Origin of the sequence: Sphingobacterium sp. WOUb80 (genome assembly GCF_050058145.1) — a bacterium.
In the GTDB taxonomy this organism is placed as follows: Bacteria; Bacteroidota; Bacteroidia; order Sphingobacteriales; family Sphingobacteriaceae; genus Sphingobacterium.
The window spans coordinates 6,504,898-6,529,130 of record NZ_CP165617.1 but is presented as its reverse complement, the minus strand read 5'-3'; the positions used below and the strand labels follow the sequence as shown (position 1 = coordinate 6,529,130).

Annotated in this window: 16 protein-coding genes; 8 read left to right on the top strand and 8 right to left on the bottom strand. The window is 40.8% G+C overall.

Annotated elements, in window-relative coordinates; genetic code table 11:
* Positions 1-7 precede the first annotated feature (7 nt).
* The 6 genes from AB1Z56_RS26935 to AB1Z56_RS26910 form a co-directional block, all read right to left on the bottom strand.
* Positions 8-2,704 carry a sugar-binding domain-containing protein gene (locus AB1Z56_RS26935; protein ID WP_426790615.1) on the bottom strand — a complete coding sequence of 899 codons (2,697 nt, stop codon included), beginning with the start codon at positions 2,702-2,704 and terminating at the stop codon, positions 8-10.
* A gap of 156 nt (positions 2,705-2,860) precedes the next feature.
* Positions 2,861-4,648: a glycoside hydrolase family 2 protein gene (locus AB1Z56_RS26930; protein ID WP_426790614.1), complete on the bottom strand. Its 1,788-nt coding sequence runs from the start codon at positions 4,646-4,648 to the stop codon at positions 2,861-2,863.
* 28 nt (positions 4,649-4,676) lie between these two features.
* Positions 4,677-6,065 (bottom strand): DUF4832 domain-containing protein, encoded by a 1,389-nt coding sequence (locus tag AB1Z56_RS26925; RefSeq protein WP_426790613.1) that lies wholly within the window; start codon positions 6,063-6,065, stop codon positions 4,677-4,679.
* Positions 6,066-6,615: 550 nt separating this feature from the next.
* Positions 6,616-9,159, bottom strand: coding sequence for a tetratricopeptide repeat protein (locus AB1Z56_RS26920; protein WP_426790612.1), 2,544 nt, complete (start codon positions 9,157-9,159; stop codon positions 6,616-6,618).
* A gap of 335 nt (positions 9,160-9,494) precedes the next feature.
* Positions 9,495-9,941: a nuclear transport factor 2 family protein gene (locus AB1Z56_RS26915; protein ID WP_309366812.1), complete on the bottom strand. Its 447-nt coding sequence runs from the start codon at positions 9,939-9,941 to the stop codon at positions 9,495-9,497.
* Positions 9,942-10,357: 416 nt separating this feature from the next.
* A complete protein-coding gene (locus AB1Z56_RS26910) occupies positions 10,358-10,804 on the bottom strand; it encodes a nuclear transport factor 2 family protein (RefSeq protein WP_426790611.1) in 447 nt (148 codons plus the stop codon).
* A 555-nt stretch (positions 10,805-11,359) separates the two neighbouring features.
* On the opposite strand from AB1Z56_RS26910, the gene AB1Z56_RS26905 reads away from it, so the two are divergent.
* Together AB1Z56_RS26905 and AB1Z56_RS26900 are read left to right on the top strand one after the other, a co-directional pair.
* Positions 11,360-11,596, top strand: a complete 237-nt coding sequence (locus AB1Z56_RS26905; RefSeq protein WP_426790610.1) for a hypothetical protein — start codon at positions 11,360-11,362, stop codon at positions 11,594-11,596.
* Between the two features lie 409 nt (positions 11,597-12,005).
* On the top strand, positions 12,006-14,393 hold the full coding sequence (locus AB1Z56_RS26900) for an ABC transporter permease (protein WP_426790609.1): 2,388 nt from the start codon (positions 12,006-12,008) through the stop codon (positions 14,391-14,393).
* A 201-nt stretch (positions 14,394-14,594) separates the two neighbouring features.
* Here the strand turns inward: AB1Z56_RS26900 and AB1Z56_RS26895 are convergent, their stop codons facing one another.
* Together AB1Z56_RS26895 and AB1Z56_RS26890 are read right to left on the bottom strand one after the other, a co-directional pair.
* Positions 14,595-15,809, bottom strand: a complete 1,215-nt coding sequence (locus AB1Z56_RS26895) for an outer membrane beta-barrel protein (RefSeq protein ID WP_309366808.1) — start codon at positions 15,807-15,809, stop codon at positions 14,595-14,597.
* The gene (locus tag AB1Z56_RS26890; RefSeq protein WP_309366807.1) at positions 15,806-16,384 is read right to left on the bottom strand and encodes an RNA polymerase sigma factor; all 579 of its coding nucleotides are present in this window, start codon (positions 16,382-16,384) and stop codon (positions 15,806-15,808) included. Before AB1Z56_RS26890 ends, AB1Z56_RS26895 begins: the two co-directional genes overlap by 4 nt.
* Before the next feature lie 162 nt (positions 16,385-16,546).
* On the opposite strand from AB1Z56_RS26890, the gene AB1Z56_RS26885 reads away from it, so the two are divergent.
* From AB1Z56_RS26885 to AB1Z56_RS26860, 6 genes are all read left to right on the top strand, one after another.
* Entirely contained in the window at positions 16,547-17,404 is an 858-nt protein-coding gene (locus AB1Z56_RS26885; RefSeq protein ID WP_309366806.1) for a hypothetical protein, read from the top strand.
* A gap of 38 nt (positions 17,405-17,442) precedes the next feature.
* Entirely contained in the window at positions 17,443-17,850 is a 408-nt protein-coding gene (locus AB1Z56_RS26880) for a c-type cytochrome (RefSeq protein WP_309366805.1), read from the top strand.
* Positions 17,851-17,860: 10 nt separating this feature from the next.
* On the top strand, positions 17,861-18,412 hold the full coding sequence (locus tag AB1Z56_RS26875) for a YceI family protein (RefSeq protein WP_309366804.1): 552 nt from the start codon (positions 17,861-17,863) through the stop codon (positions 18,410-18,412).
* A gap of 19 nt (positions 18,413-18,431) precedes the next feature.
* Positions 18,432-19,373 carry a DUF5777 family beta-barrel protein gene (locus AB1Z56_RS26870; RefSeq protein WP_309366803.1) on the top strand — a complete coding sequence of 314 codons (942 nt, stop codon included), beginning with the start codon at positions 18,432-18,434 and terminating at the stop codon, positions 19,371-19,373.
* A gap of 204 nt (positions 19,374-19,577) precedes the next feature.
* On the top strand, positions 19,578-20,732 hold the full coding sequence (locus AB1Z56_RS26865) for a FecR family protein (protein WP_426790608.1): 1,155 nt from the start codon (positions 19,578-19,580) through the stop codon (positions 20,730-20,732).
* A 124-nt stretch (positions 20,733-20,856) separates the two neighbouring features.
* Entirely contained in the window at positions 20,857-24,228 is a 3,372-nt protein-coding gene (locus tag AB1Z56_RS26860) for a SusC/RagA family TonB-linked outer membrane protein (RefSeq protein WP_309366801.1), read from the top strand.
* Positions 24,229-24,233 lie beyond the last annotated feature (5 nt).

The following is a 24,233-nucleotide window of genomic DNA, read 5'->3' as shown; positions in this document are numbered from 1 at the left end:
ACCTTTCTTATTTTGTTAAAAATGATTGAATAAAGTTCTCATCCACGGCCACTTGTGGTGAGAATTTAGCACTTTTCACATAGTTATCCATACTGTACAACAATTGTTGGGTGGCCGGCCGGTTATCCATATCGGTTTTGGTATCCAATGCCAGTACCAGCAGTTTCCCGCCGTTCAGTTTAGCTTCGAAACCGATACCTAATTTTTGGTTGTTGTCGTAACTGTCAATGACCTGTATAAATGGACGCAGTTGTTGTGGTGCATTTTGCATCTCGATTACTTTTGCATGGTTCAGGATATCCCACCATTGCCAATCGGTATGGTATGAAGTAAGGAAATCCTTAAACATGGCCTGTTCATGATGGACCAGATTGCCGATCGTCATCGGTGCCCAAGCAAACATAATGGGGTTCCAAAAATGATTATGAAATAGTGATTTCCGACCTTTTACATGGTCTGGCGACGGATAAAGAACCACTGTTTTCCCCTGAGCCAACTGCCTTTTTGCAGCATCATCGTACACTTCAGTATACAACACGTTATCTGTAGACTGCAACAGATCTTGATGTTTGGGATATACCCAGATGTCCCAACTATTTTTAATAGTATCATTTACCGCGAGATGAACCGTAACCTTTTGGCTACTGATGTTTTTTAGAGGAATCGCGAATTCACCTACCGAAGATACATTTTCATTGGCAATAGTTTGCTTTTTCAACGTTCCCTTTTTCAATACGTTGCCTGCGGTATCGCTCAACCACCATTTAATTTTGGCGTTTTCAAGTGTGGAATTGCTGAAATTATAGACCTCGGCTTTGCCTTTAAATGTTTCGGTGTTGAAGTAACTACTTTTATCGTAACGCAATAAGGCGACAGTTGGCGCGCAAAACTCCCTAAATTTTTCGGCAGTCACCAATCCTTTCGAATCCCAAAAAGGATCGAAAATTCCTACGGGAGCATAGCCTTGTCCCGGAAAATCATTCATCGACAAGAGCTGGAAGCCCGCCGATTTACCCGAGCGCAATAAGGCTTCGATCACCGCTTTGTATTCGAGGACGGTCAGTGCTCCAGATGCCCTAAAGAAATCCTTTGCCTGATCCAGCATGCCATTTTTTTGCAACAGGTCTCGAAATACCTCGAAATTGCGTGCTTCTACGGGGCTGTTGGCATATTTCTTTATCTCATCAAAATTTGGATAGATACAACGTTGTCCCGACTCGTGCGATATAACAGGTACATCGACATCAGATTCCACATTCTTGTCCCAATCTGTACCCGGCAGACCTTCGTAAACCTTTACCGGCCCTTTGTTGGTTTGCTGGGACACGTAATATTGATCTGATTTAACCCGTGTACGTGCCGTAGAACCGCTATACAAATGGCGGGGATCAGCTTTTCTGCCTTCTGCGGTTAATTCCTCGATAAAGTCGAAATTGCCAGTAATTTCATTGCCGTTGCAGTACAGAACAAAGGAAGGATGGTTGCCGTATTCTTTTAAAATAGCTTTAATTTCCCGGCGGAAGAAGTTATATCTGGCTTCGTCGGGTTCGGCATCTTTGCCCCACATAGGCATTTCCACCTCAAAATATATTCCATGTTTGTCTGCCATACGAAAGGCCGCCGCAGGCGGACACCAGGAATGGAAACGTAAATGGTTCATGCCGTAGTCCTTCATCAGCATCATAATTCGTTCCCATGAGGCATCATCAAGCGGAGCATGTCCCGTTTTTGGAAACACCGCATTTTCGACATTGCCTCTTAAATGGATAGGGTGGTTATTGAGCAGCACATGATTTTTTCCTTGTTTTACTTCACGCATACCAAAGGTGGTCGATTTTTCATGCTGATAGCTATTTTTACCGTCGGAAGTATTCAGCTGGCAGCTAATCCGATAGAGATTTGGGTTAAACTCATCCCATAGTTTAATGTGTTTCCCTAACGGAATGTTGGCCTCTACAAAAGTCACCGAATCGCTACTTACCAATGCAATTTCATGTTTAAGGCTGTATTTTGTTCCGGCGATAGCAAAAGAAACCTTGCCCTTTACCTGTTTTTTTGTCGCATTGTTTACTCGCAATTTTACTTTTATGGACTGATCTGTGATATTTGGATATACCTGAAGGTCTTCTACATAAACTGGATCGATGGCCATCAGTTTCATGTCTCCCAAAATACCGTTCCAGTTAATCTGCGTAAATTCGGTATGTGCATGGTTCCATTTGTGCGTGTTGTACTGAAACCGATTATCGATACATATGGTAATACGGTGTGTTTTTCCGGGCTTTACAAATGAACTCAGGTCGTGGTTGTGGGGTACGCTCACATAATCGATGCTGCTGACTTCTTTGGTATCCACAAAAATTGAACTTAACCAGTGAGTACGTTCAAAATATAGAAATATTTTTTTGCCCTTCCAGTCGGCGGGGATTTCGATATCACGCTGGTACCATGCCGGCCCCATGTATTCGTATTTTCGGGTCAGACGGTCAATATATTTATAGGGATTTTGATACCCTATCTGATAATCATCGGTAATAGCCGGGAGTTTAATTGTCCCTTGTAAAACGTGATTGTAGCGAGGGGACAGCGACCCTCTGCGAAAATCCATCACATCGGTCTGGAAGCCCCAAGTACCCGATAAATCGATGACATCTTGCGCTTTTAACAAGGTTGCTTGTACTAAAAGCCCCAGTAAGCATATCATTTTAACGTATTTGTATATACTGATCTTGTATTCGTCCATTTCGTATTTCGATTTTTATGTACTTTTATTCTATTCAGTAAGTTATTTTTGCACGTAACGACAAATATCTATTGTCGTTGTGAAATCTTATTTAAGCTCAGCTTCAGAATTGAGGTCTTATTTATTATCATAATAATGCTTCATCAGAAACCAGGCTTTCTTTCGGTAGCCTTGGTCTGAGATCAATCCTTTGCGGTTCCAGCCATCTTGGTTCGTCGGATGAAAACGGAATGGCGAACGGAAATCAAATAGTACCCAGGGTGAAGTTCCGCGCAGGTTTGGGATATGCTTAAACATTTCCAGGTTGTTTTTATACAAAGTCTCTTGGTAATCTTCACTCCATGAACTGGCAACATCCTTTTCGCCCGTTTTGCCATACAAGGCCTCGCCTCCAAATTCAGAAATAATTAAAGGCTGGCCTTTTGCCACATCCCATACGGCTTTATCAGGAGAAACTGGCCAGGAGTGGTACCAGCCTAAATATTTGTTGACAGCTACGACGTCCAATTCTTTAGTAAAAGGATCGTCCATGACAAAGGTCTGTTTCTCCTTATTGAAACGAACCAAATCAAAAGCAGCGATTATAAGCCGGCTAGTGTCAATGGCTCTACATGTTGCAATCAAATGTCTGATAAAAGCATTTCTGGGTTCGGACGGCTGGGTCTCATTGGCTACCCCCCAAAAGGCGAGCGCACAACGATTTTTGTCACGAGCGACCATTTCACCCATCATTTTGCCCGCTTTCTCTTTGGTCGATTCATTTTCAAAATCAATACCCTGCCATATAGGAATCTCTTCCCACAACAAGAAACCCATTTTTTCGGCCATTCTCACGATATATTCATTTTGTGGATAATGTGCCAAGCGAATCATATTACAGCCCAAAGCTTTAGCTTCCGAAAGCAGCACCACCGCATCTGCCTGTGAAAAAGCACGACCTTTTCGTTGAGGTATTTCCTCATGAAATGAAATGGACTTGAGAAAAATAGCTTCGCCATTCAGAAAGATATCTTCCCCCTTAACCCAAATATTGCGAAAACCTATTTCCTCCTCGATTTGATCATCTTGCGTTGAAATCTTCACCTTATACAGTTTAGGTGCAGCAGGCGACCAACGTTTAATTTCCTTTGATATGAATGAAGTTTTCACCTCTCCCTGAGCATTCGTTTTAAGCGTTTGTTTTAGTCGTAGTTCCGGTATTTCGATGGTAATGGAGGAATTAGCCAACTTATCCGAAAGCTTTACATGGGCGTTGATTTTATCTGCTTTGATTTTGTCTAATTGAACAAAATAATCGTCGATAAAAATCTTTGGAGTGCTTACCAAAAAAACATCGCGAGTGATGCCACCATAGTTCCACCAATCGAAGGCCATCGCCGGAATAGCATCTACCCGTCGGGTATTGTTGACCTCAACAGCCAAAAAATTATCGTTTTCTTTAACAGCATCCGTTATTTCAATCTGAAAAGGGGTGAAACCACCTTCGTGTTGTGCGATTTCTTGTCCGTTCAGGTAAATCCGACAACGGTAGCTTACAGCTCCAAAATGTAAGAACAGCCTATCCCCACTTGCTTTGACTGCACCAAACTTACGTCCATACCAAATGGTACCTTCATAGTATTTAAGTTCGGGCATCTGGCTGTTCCAATCCGAGGGCACGTTTAAACAAAGGCCATTTTCGAAAGCATATTCATAAAAATCGGTCTTGTTTTCCGGTTTTTTATTCAGGTAGATTTTATTTTTTCTGCCCTGGTCGTATAAGTCTACAATGGCATCCCATTTTCCATTTAATGATTGTATGCGCCTACCATATACATTAGTCATATTTTGCTGTGCGATAAGGTTAAAGGCTGTCAGACTAAAAAGCAGGGACAATACTAAAGAGAGATTGATCAGTTTTATCATAATAGGTGTTAGTTCTTAATAAAATTTGCTATTTTACCTGCAACGCTGACAGCTTAGTCCAGCCTTGAGCCGTTAAATCTCCGTCAAGGGCAAGTTGAATGGCTGGCTTATTTTTCTTTGTCATATCAACAATAGCTACTGCCCAGCGGTAAATTCCTACAGGTAAATCTATTTTTGCATTTAGTTTATAACTCGCAGCAGTACCTTTCAACCAGGTAGACGGTTCGCTTTGGTGGTCTACAAAAATCTTTTTGACATTCCCTTCGGCATCCAACAATGCAAAAGCTACTTTATATTTATAATTCCACTGTGGGATATTATTGGGTAAATAGCCCCAACCCATATTTTGCCAACGATGAGAAATTAGCGCAACCTTGCCCGGCTTAATTTCTTGAGGCAAGCTGATTTGGTCTGGATATACGCGGTAGCCCCCTTCCGTATTAAACCTTTGAACCAGATCAAAGGACTTAAACCAGGATTCAGTTTCTCCACCTGCTCTAAAATCCATCATATTGACATGGGCCTCGGCCGACAGGTCGAACTCTCCTTTCCTGACATCCTCATCGTGCCCTTCCCTATATTTCCCGCTCGGGTCTGTCCAATAACGGTGTTTACCCGGGGCGATAATCCAACCGCCCTCCATAATAATAGGGCGTTTAAAATTCCATTTCTTGGCAAAATTCTTTTCCCAGTCCTGGTAATAGCCGGTCATACCAAAAGCATCTTGGCGCAGACTATAACCTTTATCAATAGCTTTGTCCAATAAGCGTTCACTGTTTGGGTTAACAACTCCCCAACTTTCGGGATGCCCCACCAAACGATGGTAATTAATAACCAGAGGTACCTTGGTAAATGTGTTAGCATACAAACTGGTTACCCAATCCAAGGTTTCTGTCTTTATCTTTTCGGTACTTTCGGACGTTGCCACTTTTGGATCTTCATAGACAACATAATGTGCTTCGCCCCATTTTCCCAAGCCATAAGCATCGATAAAAGAGGTCTTTTCAGGATCATTAAATTCCTTGGCCAAAGCTGTGATAAATTTGGTATAGTATTTTCTAAATACCGTATCCTGAGGATAAGGTGTTTGTCTATCGGGATGGTTTTCATTTTCCAGGTAATATTTGGCTCCAAGGTCAAACACAAATTTGGGTGTATTTTGACCTTGGTCGCGACCGTCCACCACAATACGTAGCGCGATGGGCAACCCTCTCTTTTGCGCACCTTTAATGAGCTTTCCTATTTTAGAATTTGGATCATCCCAGGCATAAACACCATCACTGGGATTCAGAGAAGACCAGCTGGTACGTAAATAACATGCCGACGCATAATCGATGACCTTGACCTTTTTACCCAATGCCGGCACAAAATATTCGATATCCCAATACGTATCATCTGCATTCCTGGGCGCATACATTACCCAACCATTTAAAGGGTTGCGCAAGACTGAATGACCATCGTATTTTGGCTTCAGTAAGATATACCCTGAGTTGCCGGAATCGCCTTGACCTTTATTTTTTTGAGAAAAGCCAAGCGACGCGGAAATGCAAAATAGGAGGATAAAAACACTTTTTATTAAGCTATTTGATATTATCTGTCTGTTTATCATCTCGTTTCTAAACATATTTTTAAGTCTATTGCCCATTGGTTATTGTATTCCCCTTTCATCAACACCTATAGTGTATTGGTATTGTTTAAATCAAATTGATTTATTGGAGTACGACACAAAAATAGCAACAGCAGGTTTCCGCTATGGTATTGATTTGTTCAGAAATGGTTCGTTTTTGTACAAAAATTGGGTATAATCGTCGTAAACCAGCTGAAGTCATGGAAATCATTTCCTTGAGGAGACGAAAAAAGCCCGACTGTTGTCGGGCTCTTACCACGGTAGGTTCTCTACAGTGTCTTTATTTGGTCGCATTGAAAAGCTTCGTCAATGCTTATGTACTGGCAGATCTTGCGAGCTGTTACTTCAATTTCTGTAAGCGTTCTTTCGCTGCAGGCACGATATCATCGTTTTTGTCATAATTATCAATCACGCTTTTCAAGGTGCTTTTCGCCTGGAAAGCATTGCCTTTACGCGCATAGGCATCGGCAAGTAATAGAAAGCTCTTGGCCACCCAGTATTCTTGTGCTTCCCTATTGTTGATCACATCAAAGGCTGTTTCCAACGCCTTATCATATTCCTTGTTATCATACTGCAAGAGCGCCACGCGGTACCGTGCTTCTGCACCAACAGCCGATTGGCTCTTCAGCGCGGCCAGGTTGAATTCTTTCATGGCAGACGCTATATTCTTTTCTTTCAACGATGCTTTCCCGCTGTACAAATGCGCCTTGGCAATTTCCTCCTCAGTTGCTCCGCTGTAATTCTTGATCAAGCTCACGTACTTGGCCATCTGTTCCATATCGCCGAGTTCAAAATAACAGACCATCAGGTTCGTTACCGCATAGCCATAATTTTTTTTATATTCTTCATTGAGCTCCAATTTTTTAAGGTGCACAATGGCCTCATTGTATTCTTTAAGATCCAGATATAGCGCAGCCACCGTCAGCAAAGTATTCTCTGAATACTTGCTTGTCCAGTCGTTCAATATGATATTCAGATCGTGCAATGCTTCCTGTGGATGCCCGGTACGATACGAGCTCACCCCACGGATATAACGAGCGAATTTTTCTTGTTTGGGTTTGGAAAATTTATCAAAATAGGCATTGATCGCCTCTACTGCCGCACCGTATTCTCCTCTGGCAAACAGAGACTGGGCGGCCTGAAAAGCCATGTTATCTAACTCCGCAGGACTCAGATTACTGACATTGGTACCGACAGCGTAACGAATATAGCTCGAAGCATCTCCCTGATCGAGGTAGATGTTTTCAATGAAACGCATTGCCTGCTCTGCCTCAGCGGTTCTAGTATATTTCTCCACCACTTTTTGGAAGGTGGCTTTCGCCGCCTCAGGTTCATCGTTATTGTATTGCACGAGCCCTATCGTCATTAGGGCACGGGGAATATAACTACTGCGAGGATACTTCTCGATCATCCCCTGTAGCCCTTCGATAGCACGGCTATAATCTCCCATCGTGAAGTAAGTGTAGGGAATTTCAAAGGCTGCATCATCGGCATAGTTCGACGACGGAAATTGTTTCAGAACCGACCGCAGCGTACTGAGCTTGGTTTCATTGTCACCCTGCAAACCAAAGATCACACCGCGTTGGAAGAAGGCATAGTCCTGATTGGGCGCTTTACTGTTGATCAGCTGGTCATAGTATTTGTTGGCCCGCCCATAGTTGCGAAGGCACAGGTATGAATCGCCCAGACGTGCAATGACGTCATACCGTATATTTTGATCTACTGTACTTCCTCCGGCAGTTAGAAAACGTTCAAAATAATCGGCAGCCAGCTCAAAACGGTTGTTTCGGTAGGCAGCATAGGCCAAGCCATAATTAGCATAATTGTAGACGTCGCTGTTCCGTGCGGCGGGCAAGCTCAGGAACCGGGAGAAGTTTTCTACCGCTTCTCCGAATTTGCGCACTTCATACATCGCCTCCGCTTTCCAGTAGGTTGCAAGAGCCGCCATTTCTGCATTGATCGAAAACTTTTCCGATCGCATAAACATGGATATGCTATTTTCGAAAGCGCGCTCGTTATAAAACTCAAGTCCGCGGTAGTAAGTCACCTTTTGATAGATCGCATTGACTTCCCGACCGCGCTCCTTAAGCGATTCTAGCATACTGACCCCAGCATGGAAGTTGGTTGTCCCCCGCAGGATTTCAGCCGATAATGTTTCCGGACTTTCTTGTCTTTTTGCCCCCGGGTCGATAGGCTTCACTTCCTGGGTGATATATTTCTCGAGGACTTTTTGTGCAGCTTGGGTGGAGTCCATAGCAAGCAGGACTTTAGCATAGTTAAATAGCGCATCGGCTTTCACTTGCCGGTCGAGATCCAGTTTTGTCGCTTTGACAAAGGCGTTTCGTGCGGCTTGCTTGTCGCCAGTTTCCAGGGCAATATGACCCAACGTCATAACCGCTCCCTGATAAAAAGCGTCCGAAGGTTTAATCGCCTCCAACATACCGCTCGCTCTTTTGTACTCACCGGCCCCGTAGGCCAGATAGCCGATTCGGTAATTATCGATGTTACTTTGCGAAGCGTCAGGATGCCGTTTCATCAATTCATGGTAGTACGCATGCTTATATTTTTGCTGTGCTAAAAAGGTAGTGGTGGCGATCTGACGTAACTCCGTCTCTATAGCGTCGCGATTGATACGTTGCATATCGGGGCTCCGGCGCACCTTAACGGCATCGGCTAGCATGGGCCGGTAGTCGCGTACCACATCGATGGAATCCATGGTTTGAACCTGTCCCCTACTGCCTTGCTCGATATGTTGCTGCGACTCTTTCTTATCCTTCTGCTGTTTCTGTACTTCCTGCGCATACCCTGTAGCCAGCAAAGCCGAAAGCGTCCCCGTAAACAGGTATTTCAGGTAGTTGTAGCCGATTCTTTCTTTCAATATCATTGTTCGCCCGTATTTTTTGAGTTTTCCAAACGTTTCTTTGCCGAGGAGGCAATAGTGTAATTTTAACCTAGTATAGTCAAAACTAAAGAATTCCAACCACATTAGGTAAATCGTCAAAAAAAAAGCACAAAAAGGTAATTTATACCTCATACCTCTTTCGTTTCCACGATTTAGAATAAAAAACCCTATTCCACTGCTCCATCGGCAACTGAGTTGGTACAATAATGGAGCCAAGAAGAGAAATCAAAAGGTCTGCTACTGAGGAATAGTGTTTAAAAAAAAAGCCACATCTCTCAATGTGACTCTACAACTTATATATTTGTGGGGAATGGCTCTTATTGATAGGAATGGATTGACTTGGACACCTGCCAGATGCCATTTTCGTAAACCAAAGTCACTAGATCAGTCATACTAAAACTGTCAAATTTTAACACAACTTTTGCAATCATATAATCTGCAGATTTTTCAACGATTTTGATATTGGTTTTGCAGTTCATAATTTCTCCCTTCTGTTTTTTTAAAGATTCAATTACTGCCCGGCGTCCGTAGGTCAGCATATTGGAAGCCTGGATCTTCTGGCTGAAATCTTGAGCAAATAACTGCTCCAGACCAACAGATCCACCGGCTGTCGTTACCCCAACATAATGCTGCAAAGCGAAGTCTGCTGTGGACAAATTAATGCTAACTTTTTCTGGTTTTGATACAGGTCTTTCAGTTGCCATAGCAAATGACGATAAGGCGATTAATGCTGCTGCTGTGAATGTTTTTACAAATGCTTTCATAATATCTTGTTGTTCGATTGTGTTAGTTTATATATCCTTACTTGTTGATCCAAAACTACGGTTCAATATGCCGTTAGCCTACGGACTTTAGACCAACGGAGACCAAAAACCGGTGAATAGCGGAAATGAAAAGGTAAATTTTCATTTGCTGTCCCGGAGAGTTTCCATACTAAAACGTAAATAAAGAATATAAGAACTACTTTAGCAGCCGTATGCCAAATACTATACCAGTGGGTATAATAAGCACATTTATGCCTCAGAATCCTATTAACGGCGTTTTTTTAACTCTTCTTCTAAAAAGGAAATGTGCGCATACGAACAGTTTCAAAATAGATTGTCCGCATGCGCACACCACATAAAAAGCCACATCTCTCAATGTGGCTCTACAACATATATATACTTGTTTGAAATAGCTCTTATTTATATGAATTGATCGATTTGGATACTCTCCAGTCTTTACCTTCACGCACCAAGGTAACAAGATCGGTTTTGGTGAAATTTTCAAATTTCAAAGTAACCCTGGCCACCATATAATCTGTAGACTGTTCAACTACATCTGTGCTAACCGCACAATTCAGGTGGATATTTTTTTGTTTTTTCAAGGATTTAACCACTTCATAGCGGCTATATGACTTTAAGGTGCCCGTTTGGACCTTTAGATTAAAGTCTTCAGCAAACAACTGCTCTATTCCAGCCGACTCACCTTCTGTGATCACAGCGACATAGTGCTCCAGTGCAAAGTCTGCGGTCGATAGGTTAACGCTGACTGGGTTTGATTTTGACCCTGGTCCTTCAGCTGCCATAGCAAATGTAGATACTGCGATTAGGGCTGCTGCTGTGATTGTTTTTACTAGCGTTTTCATAATGTCTTTTTTATATTATTCGTTTTATTTTCTTATTTGTTGTCTCAAAACTAAAGTTCAATATGCCTATAGACTAACGGATTTAGACCAGCACCCAACAAAACTCGGTGGATGGCAGAAATCGAAAGGTGAAAGTCAGCATACTTAAAGAACTTATTATTCATTTTATAGCAGCGTGCCAAATACTATACCAGTTGTCCATGGAATTTAATTATGCTCCCTATGGTATCATAAAGCCCATCTAGCGCATTTTTCAAACAAAGCAGATGTACGGATGCGAACAGTTTATAGTGATATTGTTCACATGCGTACAGTATATTAAATATCAAAAAAACATGAGCTGAAGACATATCTTATGAGCTTAGGACTCAAATCAACATCCCCCCTTAATCTCTCCTATGCGCTCAATCCTTAACGCAACATAGTGCGTTAAGGTAAAGTTAGCTGTTGCGTAATTAATGTCGCCTTTGCTGAATTAGAGGTGATGGAGTTGGGGCTGATCCTTTATTGGTATGGTTACCTGAAACAGGATTAGTCTTCCGTTTTTCTGCTGGAATGGGTCTCAATCTCGACGGAAGTTCAAATCTAGGGGTAAGGGCGATTCCAGATTTTCCAATCGAAGCGAAGAATAGCGAAGAACGGTTAGAAAAGTTATTGGTATTTTTTACAGTGAAGCCTTTTCTAAGGCTTTCTATTTTTGACATCGTGCTTGATCTTACCTATAATCGCATGAAGCGTTTTATGCTACATGCCAATTTCTATTTATATCTATCTGGGGGTTATTTTGTTTAGTCTCGTAAATGAGGCTTTTTACTTTTAAAATATTCCCATTCAAGCGAAAACGATGTGTTTTTTCTATTGTTTGAATGTATACTGAGGCGCTATATCTCTTGTAATACGTCTGTTTAACATTGATAGCAATTATATCTTTAAAATAAATAGTCACTGGACATAGATTAGTAAAAAATGTCAGGGTATCTTCTTTTATGAAAGCTTAGTTAATTATTCTCCGTTCGCAAGCGAACAATATTGTTCAAAACCGAACAGTAGCCTACTATTAAAAAAAACAATAAAACACTGAATATCAACAATTTTTAATTTAGGCAAAACTATTGACACATTTAAAATTAATTGATCTTAAACATGTTGCATTAAATAAAAATGATATGCAATGAATTTTTATCATTAAAATTAGGATACCATGTATAATTATTTAAAAATCGGTTGGCGAAAATTGTTCAGAAGCAAGATCTTCTCCTTGATCAACATACTAGGGCTATCATTGGGATTGGCCGCATGCTGGATTATCCTCTTATTTGTCAATGATGAATTGAGTTATGATCGTTATTTTACACATACAGATCGTATATATCGGGTTGTTTCTCACGGAAAATGGGATGGTGGTTCCTTTGATATAACAGGAACTGCAGGTCCCCTTGCCAATGTCATTAAGGATGAATTTCCCGGCGTAAAAGAAGCTACCCGATTTGATGTGGAGGGCGGCGGTATTATCACGATCGGTAGTCAACAAACAAAGGTGGACGAAATTTTCATGGCTGACAGGAATTTTTTCAATCTCTTTGATTATAAATTTCTTGCTGGCAATCCTGCAACTGCATTAAATAATCCACAGTCTATTGTATTGACAGAAGACTTAGCCATACAATTATTTGGATCTGCGGCAACAGCGCTCAACAAAACCCTTTATTTTAATAAATCAGAGCCAACTCTCGTTACGGGTATTATCCAAAATGTACCACAAAATACTCATTTCACTTTTAGAGCCATTCGTTCTTTTTCAAAAGACTTCAATCCGGATTGGAATCAACTTTATCTCTATACCTACATATTGCTAAAAGACCAGTCTTACTTGCCGCAACTTCAAGAAAAACTTCCCTACATTGTAAAAAAATATATCCATGGGCGCGATCTCGATTTTGATTATAAAATCGAATTACAACCCATTACCGATATCCATCTACATTCTAACCTAAGCTATGAGCTTGGCAATAATAGTAATATCAAATATGTGTACATTTTTTCTATTATCGGTGTGCTCGTCCTATTGATCGCTATCGTAAATTACATTAATATCACAACAGCCCAAGCTTCAATAAGAATGAAAGAAGTTGCTGTTAGGAAAGTGATAGGCTCCAGCACATTAAATCTGACCAAACAGTTTCTTGTCGAGACATCACTAATTATTTTGTTTGCAACATTGCTAAGTATATTACTGGCATCGTTATTTCTTCCTTGGTTAAACCAGATGATCGGCAAGCAATTGGATCTGTGGCATTTTGGAATAGGAAAATCGCTGCTTTTTGTATTGCCGTTTATGGTATTTTTAGTGTTCACAACCGGTATTTATCCCGCATTAGTATTATCCGGACTAAAAACAATTCCTTCTCTAAAAAACCAGATCGGAACGCATGGATACCAACATCTATTGAGAAAATCACTCGTGGTTTTTCAATTTGTAATTGCGGTATTGCTTATTGTATCCACCATAGTCATTTTTCTGCAATTGGATTTTATGACGACAAAAAATCTAGGCTTTGACAAAAATCAGGTCATGGTTTTCCATCTGGACAATGAATCAACCCGTAATAAAGGCGATGAGCTCCGGAATAGCTTACTTGAGGATAGCCATATCACAGAAGTCGCGTTCGCTAGTAATCCTATTGGAAAAAACGACATTGGTGTGGGAACTTTCAATGTTGAAAATAATGGTAAAATTGATCCCAACTTTACACTCGCTAATACCTTAAAAATTGATCCTAATTTTATCCCAGCTATGCATATTCAACTGGTAAAAGGAAGAAATTTCGACAGTACTATGCCAACAGATAGTGCTTCCGTCATTATAAATTCGGCATTCGAAAAAAAACAGGGCTGGATAAATGCTGTAGGGAAACGAATTGAATTTGGAAGGTACAAAGCTGGCAAATCAATTTTGAAATCTGTTATTGGGGTAGTCAGTGATTTTCATATTTACTCACTCCAGCACAAGATTGAACCCCTTGTTTTAGTACTTCCGACCAATAAAATGGAAATGGACAATATTTATATCCGCATGAAATCGACAAATATGAATCATACGATTTCGTATATCAACAAGGTATACAGTAAATACGTCCCCGATTATCCTTTGGAATACACATTTTTAGATAAAACCTATGAGCACCAATATAATTCAGAAGTAAAGCAGGGCCAGATTCTCTTAATTTTTGCATTGCTGTCTATCGTTATTGCCTGTTTGGGCCTATTTGGTGTGATTACATTCTCTATTCAATTACGAATAAAGGAAATTGGCATACGTAAAACATTGGGCGCAACACTTAGCAATTTGGTCTATCTGCTGTGCTCTGATATGGTTAAACTGGTCGGTATAGCTCTGTTGATTGCACTACCTGTAGGATGGCTGCTAATGAATCAATGGTTACAAGAATTCGCCTATCGCATTACAGTAAGCTGGTGGATACTTGCCAGCGCAGGAATCATCGCCCTGGTAATTGCTATTCTCACGCTATGTACAAGAGCAATAGCTGCTGCGAAAGCTAATCCGGTCGACAGCTTAAAAGTGGAGTAAATTTTTAAGACAATATGTTGATACTTACCTTTGCTGGAGGAGAATCTATCACTTTATACGATATCGGAAATACCATACTAACATCCTTGCTAACACGCCTAATTTCAACAGACTCAAATATTCTGGTCAGGCCATTTTCCTGATATAGGTTTTGATTCTTGTCTACAGCAACATGCTAACTTTTGCGCAATTCCGCCAGAATTACAAACTCATTCCTAAGGTAAACGCTACGCCTTTAGATTCTAGATCCACATTTCCGTAACCAATCCCTGTCAATGGCATTTTAACAAAAGGTTTTACACCGATATTAATTTTATCATTGATTTTCTTCTCAATGGAGATTGAAAAATCGGCTACACCAAAAATATGTTGGTTCTCTCCATTCACTTCATAGACGGCACTTTTCTGAGCTCCACCGTAGCTACCTCCGCTTTCATAATCAAAAGTGTATTTTTCCTTTAGCATAAAATAGCTCGAAAGTCCTGCGCTAACATTAAACTTCACTTTTTTACTTTTCAATACCGTATAACTTGCTGTCAGTGGTACATCAAGAACATCACATACTGCGCTGACATTGCTCGGCAATTGCGTCATTTCTGGTGGATTTGATGGCGTATAAAATTTATAAGCTGACGTATAATTCTTTTTAGCATAGGTAGCCCCCACAGATACACGCAATGCTTTTGTGAGGGGATAGGAGTAGGCCAAACCTATATTCTCACTAAGGGATGATTTGCCTGCCCCGCGTACGCTTGTCAAATCTGGCCCTGCCAAGAAACTAACAACCGACCGCTCTCTTTCCTGTGCATTGGATCCGATACTTTCTTTGGGCTGATAAATGGCTGCCAGACGCTCCCCTGTCCCTTCAACCGGTTCTTCTCTTAAGTTGAAATGAGGCAATCTCTGATTGTTATATTCCATGCGCGGAATAGTGAATGTAGTATTTAGTTTTCTTTCTTGCCCGCTTATCGGATTTGCATCCGCTATCTTCGCCAAACGAATATCCTGCAGTACGATGGTTTCATTTGAAATCTGGAACACATTATTCGTACGTTTGATCTGTTGAACTGCAATCCAACCTTGCCCCCGTTTGGATTCCTCTAGCGAATGCTCCTTAGGTTGAACTATTTTGCTCTCCGGAACCTCTTTTTCAGGCGAAATACCCGCCGAATTTATTTCACCTTGTAAATTATTGGTTTTAAATAAAGTGCTATTCCAGGTAAAAAAGATCGTTAAAACTGCTGCAAGTGTAGCAGCCAAGGTCGTTAAAACGACGATCTTTCGTCTCTTTACACGCCTTTCATTGTCTAACCGCGATTCTATATCTTGCCAATGTGATTCATCAAATTCAAAGTTAGCATCACTTAAGCCTTCCTTAAATAGCTCATCAATCTTGTTCTTATCCTTTTCCATCATCTTTTCTCTTCCGTTTTACCAAATTTTACACCTTGAACTTCCACCATTTCTGCCAGTCGACCGCGTGCCTTATGCAGATTAGATTTTGATGTTCCAATAGCAATCCCCAACATGCCACTAATTTCTTCGTGTCCATAACCATCGATCGCGTAGAGATTGAACACTGTCCTGTAGGCAGGTGGAAGCTGCTGTACCATCGCCAACAAGTCTTCATAGTTTAACTTTTGACTGATGCTATCATCTTCAACAATGGTATGCTCATACATGGATACATCTACCAGGATGCCCTGTTTAATCTTTGCCCGATAAAAATCAATTGCAGTATTTGTCATGATTTTTTTGATCCATATGGAAAAAGGCTTCTGAAAATCATATTTGTTGATATTTTTAAAAACCTTGAAAAAGCCCTCATTTAAAATACTTATGGCATCCTCTCTGTGATTAGCGTAGCGCAGACATATCCCTAAAGACATAGCGTAATAGATTGTATAAAGATCTTTCTGAGCCCTACGGTCCTCATCAATACATCCTTTAATAATATGGATAGATTTTTCGTCAACTTCTGTTATCGCCACTCGATATTGCTTCTTTCTTTTGATAAATATAGTATTAAGTCTAATACGAGAGGATAATCGGAAAGGTTGCCTCCATAAAATATTTTTTTTCAACCCGATTTCCAAGCAACCTTTTCGCTGACCTGATCGTAGTATCAAGACATTATTTTAAAACATACAATTATGAAATCAAACCAAAAACAAGTCAAATTAACCTTTATAGGTGGTCTATTGACCTTAGCCATGTTTTCTGCTTGTTCAAAAAACGATGGTGAGCCTGGCAATGTCGAAAATAAAAACAAGGGCGTGCAAATGTCTGCCAATACTCAATTTGGCAATATTTTGACCGATGCCGATGGTAAAACACTTTATTTCTTTTCGAATGATACAAAAGGAACTTCGACCTGCAGCGGTAATTGTTTGGCTACTTGGCCGGTTTATTATAGCAGCGAAACAAGCACAGACCTAAAAATTGACAAAAGCCTGCTCGGTGAAATAACCCGTGAAGATGGTTCCAAACAAAGTACATTTAAAGGCTGGCCGCTTTACTACTATGCAGGCGATAGTCAATCTGGTCAGGTGAAAGGAGATGCTGTAAATAAAATATGGTACGTGGCCAAACCCGATTATTTACTCATGGTCGCCAATGCGCAACTTATCGGTCACGATACTAAAAACTATTTAGGCGACTATACGGAAGGAACAGGAAAAACAATTTATCTGACAGATGATAAGGGCAGAACATTATATGCCTTTAAACCCGACAAATTCAACAAAAACAATTATACTGCTGCAGATTTCAGTAATGATGCGATCTGGCCAATCTTTCAAAAAGAGACGGGAGCTCTGCCTTCGCTTGTTCGTACAGCTGACATCGCTGTCATAACCGTCTATGGAAAGAAACAATTAACTTTCAAAGGATGGCCCTTATATTATTTCGGCCAGGATATACAACGCGGAGACAATAAAGGGATAAGTTTTCCACGCGTTGGCGTTTGGCCAATAGTAAATGACAACACAGTCGTTGCTCCTGCTAACTAAGCCAAGACTAACTAAGCCAAGACTAACTATTCAAACTTATGGTACAAAATCTAAAAACGGTAAATCCTCGCCTCAGCGCACATCGTTACGTTGTTATTTCACTCTTTACCTTAACAGTTCTCTCATTCTCGGCCTGTACCAAAAAGCAAGCGCAAGAACTTACGACCATTCCGGATAACGGAACTGAAACGGTGACAACCCAGAATGTGTCCTACACGAATTTTTCTAAAGCACTTTTTGAAACGAAATGTAGTTCATGCCACGCAACAGGACGTTCGGCAAGTGGGCGATGGGCGTTCAGTGGTTATACCTCTGTCAAAGACAATATTGCAAAGATTAACAATGCGGTATTGGTGACCAAATCCATGCCATTAGGCGGCTCACTCACATCAAAAGAAATAGAGCTGCTGGATGCATGGATTAAGAAAAATTCACCTGAAAATTAATGTTATGCATATGAACAAAATCAACATTTACATAGCGCTCTTCATGATGCTCATCAGTATGACGACATTTGCGCAACAAAAGGCTTCCTTTGTTTCAAAAGAGACCAGCATCACTTTTTTCAGTAATGCACCATTGGAAGACATCGAAGCCAAAAGTATCTTAGGCGCTTCGGCGATGAACCTTCAAAGCGGAGATATCATCTTTCGGGTAAAAAATACATCTTTTCAATTTGACAAAAAGCTCATGCAAGAGCATTTCAATGAAAATTACATGGAAAGTGACCGATACCCCCTATCAGAATTTAAAGGGAAAGTCGAAAATGCAGACAAATTAACAAAAGACGGCAGTTATACGCTGAACGTAACGGGCACACTTCAGATCCATGGAGTTACCAAGCCGTACAGCACCAAGGCTGCATTTATTGTTAAAGATGGGACATTAAAAGCTGTTACAAGTTTTCAGGTAAGACTCGCCGATCACAAAATTTCTATTCCTTCCATCGTCGGAAAAAAAATTGCTGAAGTAGTGAAAATCACAGTTGATGCGACCTATAAACCATAATCACCCGAATTCATTGCAAATGAGAAAAACGCTATTTATACTCCTGTGCTTTACTTCCGTAAGGTCATTCGCTCAGGAAGACCTTGATAAATTAATCCATATCGATGGGGTTAAAAATGAAAAAGTCACTGCAACCTTTAAATCCGGTAACCTGATCAACCTCAAGACGACGGAAACAATTCACCGCCATGAAATGGACTTTAGAGTAGATCACCGTTTTGGCGATATAGCAGGCAGTGCCGGTGGAGGGAAGAATTTCTTCGGTCTCGATAATTCGACCGACATCCGAATAGGTTTTGATTACGGTCTATTAGATAACCTAAACATTGGAATCGCCCGCTCGAAGGGTGCAACAGAGGTTAGACAACTATTTGAGGGGAATGTGAAATATAGATTTATCGAACAAACTGTCGACAATAATGTACCTGTTTCTGTTGCTTTTTTTGGAAGTACAACACTATCTGCCATGGAAGCCAGCCCGGATAAGTCGTCGGCAGCAAGCTTTGAAGACTTTAATGATCGATTGAGCTATGTGACGCAGCTCATCATTGCCCGTAAATTTAGTTCAAATCTATCGCTCGTTGTGGTCCCAACCTATCTTCACCGGAACTATACTGCTTATAACGATCAGAATGATGTATTTGCTCTTGGTATTGGTGGGCGGGCCAAGGTAAGCAATAGGATAGCATTAGTAGCAGACTATACATTTCCTTTCCGAAAGTCGTCGAACAAAAAATACCGTGAAGATGTAAGCGGACAGCATTACTATAATGCACTAGGTGTCGGTTTGGAAATGGATACTGGAGGCCATATCTTCCATCTCAATTTTACCAATGCTACCGCAATACAAGAATCTCAGTTTATTAGCGAAACAAATAGCTCATGGGGTAAAGGACAATTCCGTTGGGGATTTAGCATTGCTCGCCGTTTTAATTTTAACAAAAAGAAACATATTGAATAAAAAGCTATTCAAAGCAAAAAAATATAACGCTTCATCTTACGACTGGCTTATAAACTAATAATTCACTAGTGTTCTGCCTCTAGATCACTAGTGAATCACTATTGCTATTTATTATCTCCTTCAGCTGCGACATCGTGCGTTAAGGCCAAAAAAATATTTTTTTATCGAACCCTACCAAATCTAAATTCAGCTCTATTATAGGGTATGATAGAAGATGATTTTTTAATACTGGTTCAAAAGTTAAACGATAATTCGATCAATAAAGATGAACTCATTCTGCTGGAGTCTATGCTCCGTAACCGAAAGAATTCACAAAATCTCTTATTGAGCGTACGTAAACTATTCGATGAACTTACAACCAACGATACCAACCTGCCTGATAATCCCAATAAGGAGAAAACTAAAAATCGGCTCTTGTCTTCCATTTCCGTGGAAACAAATCACCGCACAAAAAAATCTGTGTGGGCAAATAGGGCGATCAAGCTTGCAGCTATCTCTCTTATCGCCCTTTTTACAGCATTATACTTCTATACTTCTTCAAAGAGAAATCATACAAAAGTACAATGGGCGACAATACACACCAATTACGGGGAGCGCAAAAAGGTAATATTAAATGATTCAACGACTGTTCTCCTAAATGGGAACAGTACGCTGACCTACCCACTCCTACAGATCAGCAATATGCGGATCGTAAAGCTTAAAGGCGAAGCGTTCTTTGAAGTGAGTCCCGATCCTGCCAAACCATTTCTTGTCATAGCAAAAAATTTCACGACACAAGTTGTCGGTACGGCATTTAATATCGATAGTGATATTGAGCGACTGGTGGAAGTCAGTTCCGGAAAGGTCAATGTCTACCGTATAGATGAAAAAGATCTTATCCATATAATTGCCAATCCAACTGACGAGCCACGATCTGGCGTAGGACGCTTTTTTGGGAAAATTAAATCCACACTTTCCCTTTCTTCTGGGGACAAGGGACAACTACAAAATGACGATTGGCATAAATCTCCTATCATTGAAAAACTAGTTACTGTTGAAAACAAGATCACGCTTATAAAAGGAGAACGTGCGAAGCTGACTTCAACCAACGACTGGGCTAAAACAACGCACAATAACATGATGTGGTTTAACAATGAAACAGTACATATCAATGAACCGCTTAGCCAGATCGCCCAAAAAGTTTACCGTATTTATGGTGACTCCATAGCTGTCGACCCAGCCCTTGCTGACACTAAAATTTCAATAACATTCAAAAACAAAGATAAAACACAAGTAATAAAAACATTAGCAGAATTGAGCAATGCTAATTTGACATTTGATAAGAGTAAAAATATATGGAATATTAAAGCTACCAATTAGAAAAAACTAAGCCAGAACTGCAAGGCAATTCTGGCAAATGATCCAGATGTTATCAGATGGCCTGAGAAACTATTGATATCATCTCATCCTTAACAAAGTACTAACCTTATTAATTATTGCAAAGATGCAAAAAAAAAGACATTGTTGTCAAAATCATAATCTTAAACAGTTTATGCGTATCTCTACTGTATTATCAGGATTTTTAATGACATCAGCTATCGTTTGTGCAAGCACAAAGAGCTACGGTCAAAAAGAATTGAATAATGCTGTTTCAGTAAATTTCAAAAACATCAGTCTTCAGGAAGCGCTTGAGCAACTTCAGACCAAATACCATATTCCTTTAGCCTATAACAACCAGGATAGCTTCTTAAAAGTCAAAATAAATTATAGGGGAGCGAAACTCGCAAAGGAGGTTTTAAAGGAAATGCTCGAACCTTATCACCTGACCTATGAAGTAAGACATGACTTTGTACGAATTCTGAAAGCAGCAAATCCAGTTTCAACAGTCAGTCATGTTCAGAAAGATATTACCGGAACAGTAACAAACACCAAAGGTGAGACACTAGCAGGTGTTTCCATCACGCTGAAGGACAAACCCAACGTGGGTACTACGACGGATATTCATGGTAAATTTATTCTGGCAGCACTCCCCGGCAGTGTGCTGGTCTTCCAAAGTATAGGTTACAAAAAAATTGAGATTACAGCTGACGGTCAAGCTCCCCTACAGGTGAGCCTTGAACCGACAGAAGCCGGACTTGACGAAGTTGTTGTGGTAGGATTTGGAACACAGAAAAAAATATCTGTCGTCGGTGCTCAGTCTACTGTGACAGCAAAGGATCTTCAGGTTCCTGTTGCAAACCTTACGAATGCGTTGGCAGGGAGAATTGCCGGTGTTGTTTCCGTGCAAAGAACCGGGGAACCGGGGTTTGATGATTCCAGCATCTGGATTCGGGGGATCTCGACCTTCAGCCAAGGATTGAGTGAACCACTTGTGCTCGTCGATGGTACACCCCGAAAAATGTCTAATGTCGATCCCGAAGATATTGAAAGCTTCACTGTACTCAAAGATGCTGCCGCAACAGCTGTATATGGTGTTCGTGGCGCAAATGGTGTTGTGATCATAAAAACAAAATCAGGAACACCCGGAAAACCCAAGTTCAATGTCCGTTATTATGAAGGCCTCACGCAGATGACCAAACTGCCTGAATTTGCAGATGGTATCACTTATATGAAAATGTCGAACGAAGCCTTGACAAACCGTGGTGCAGCACCGATTTACAGCGATGAAAAAATTCAAAAAACAGCCAGTGGTGAGGACCCCTATTTATACCCAAACGTAGACTGGATGGGGGCGTTATTTAATAAATTTGGTCATCAGCGCCGGGGAAATATGAATATAAACGGGGGCTCTGATATGTCCAATTATTATGTAGGTGTCAGTTATTTCGACGAAGTAGGGCTCTATAAACAAGATAAGTCTGTTAATTATAACCAACAAGTAGGTTATAAAAGGTATAATCTTACGTCCAACTTAACCGTACGACCTTCCACACTGACCAAAATTGAGTTGGGAGTACAAGGCTATCTTGCCAATGCAAACTATCCCGCATCAAGCCAGGGGACAATATTTGAAAATGCCTGGTTAATGACACCAGTGATTCACCCGATCATGTTTGAAAATGGGACCGTGCCTGACCAACGTGCAGGTTCATTAATGAATCCTTATGCTCACCTCACCCAAACAGGATATGCAAACCAGTGGCGCAATCAGCTATTTTCCAATTTGCGTGCTACCCAAGAGCTCCCTTTTATAACCAAAGGTTTATCTGCGACAGCGATGTTCTCATTTGACGTCTACAATTATACAAGTATGCGCAGAACCAAACGTCCAGACTCTTTTTTAGCAACAGGCAGGGACGAAAATGGTGTGATGCAATATGATCAGACCTATGTTGGCGAACGCTTTCTAAGTTTCTCGAGAAACAGTGAAGGGGAAAGAACAATATACCTAGAGGGTGCACTAAACTATAAACGCGATTTCGGCAAACATTCAACCTCCGGAATGGTGCTCTACAACAAAAGTGATAGGTTAAATTCACAGGCGAGTACACTGATCACCTCACTTCCCTATCGGTTTTTGGGTGTATCGGGACGTGCAACTTATAGTTATGACAGCCGCTATTTTATGGAAGCCAATTTTGGATATAACGGTTCGGAAAACTTTGCGCCCACTAATCGATTTGGATTCTTCCCCTCATTTGGACTTGCATGGGTACTGAGCGAAGAGCAGTTTTTCTCGGGATTGAAAGACAAAATTTCACTTGCCAAAATAAGGTTCTCACATGGTAAAGTAGGTAACAGTAAAATTTTAATCTCCAATGATGAGCTCCGGTTTGCCTATATCTCTACCATTAAAGATGACGCTGGAGGATATAATTTTGGAAAAAATAGCCAGACAAAATTTGACAAAGGTGTAAATATCGGCGAGTACGGTGTCAACGTAACTTGGGAGACTTCCATCAAAAGCAACTTAGGCCTAGATCTCCAAACCAAAAACAACGCGGTGAACCTCCAACTCGATTTTTTCAGAGAACGTCGAAGCGGCATATTTCTTAGACGCGGCAATGTACCTAGTTATGTCGGACTTCAATCTGCACCTTCAGGAAATTTGGGAATAATCGACAATAAAGGAATCGATGGATCGTTGACATGGAATAAAAAGTTCGATGATTTTAGTTTTCAGTTGCTCGGCAATATTACCTACAATAGAAATAAGGTCATTGAAAATGATCAACCTAACCCTCTTTATCCCTGGCAAGACGATCGGGGCAGAAAACTCGGATTAAGAAAAGGTTATATTGCACTCGGATTATTCGATTCTGAAGATGATATCAATAATGGCCCATTGCACCCCGGACTGGTAAAGCCGGGGGACATCAAATTCCAAGATGTCAACGGCGATGGGAAAATCGATGATTTTGACAAGGTACCTATTGGCTACGGAACAATTCCGGAGCTTGTTTATGGACTTGGTTTTTCTTTCACTTATAAAAATTGGTCCCTATCAACTTTATTTCAAGGTGTAGGAAATGTTGATGTCATGATGACCGGAGAAGGACTCAATCCATTCTCGGTATCCATGAGCCGCGGAAATTTATTAAATAACATCGAAGATCGCTGGACCATTGATAATCCCCGACAGGATGCATTTTATCCAAGACTGTCAGACGGAAGTCCCAACAGCAATTTTGTACCAAGTACCTGGTGGCTAAAAAATGGTCGATATGTACGTTTAAAAGATGTACAATTAAGCTATCAGCTACCCAAACATGTTGTCAAACACGCAAAACTTGACGCGGCCAGCATTTTCTTTTCAGGCTACAATCTGTTTACCTGGAGTCCTTTCAAATTCTGGGATGTGGAACTCGGCGATGGAAAAGGGTCTAAATACCCCAATATCAAAACCTATTCACTGGGCTTAAATATCAACTTCTAATTCAA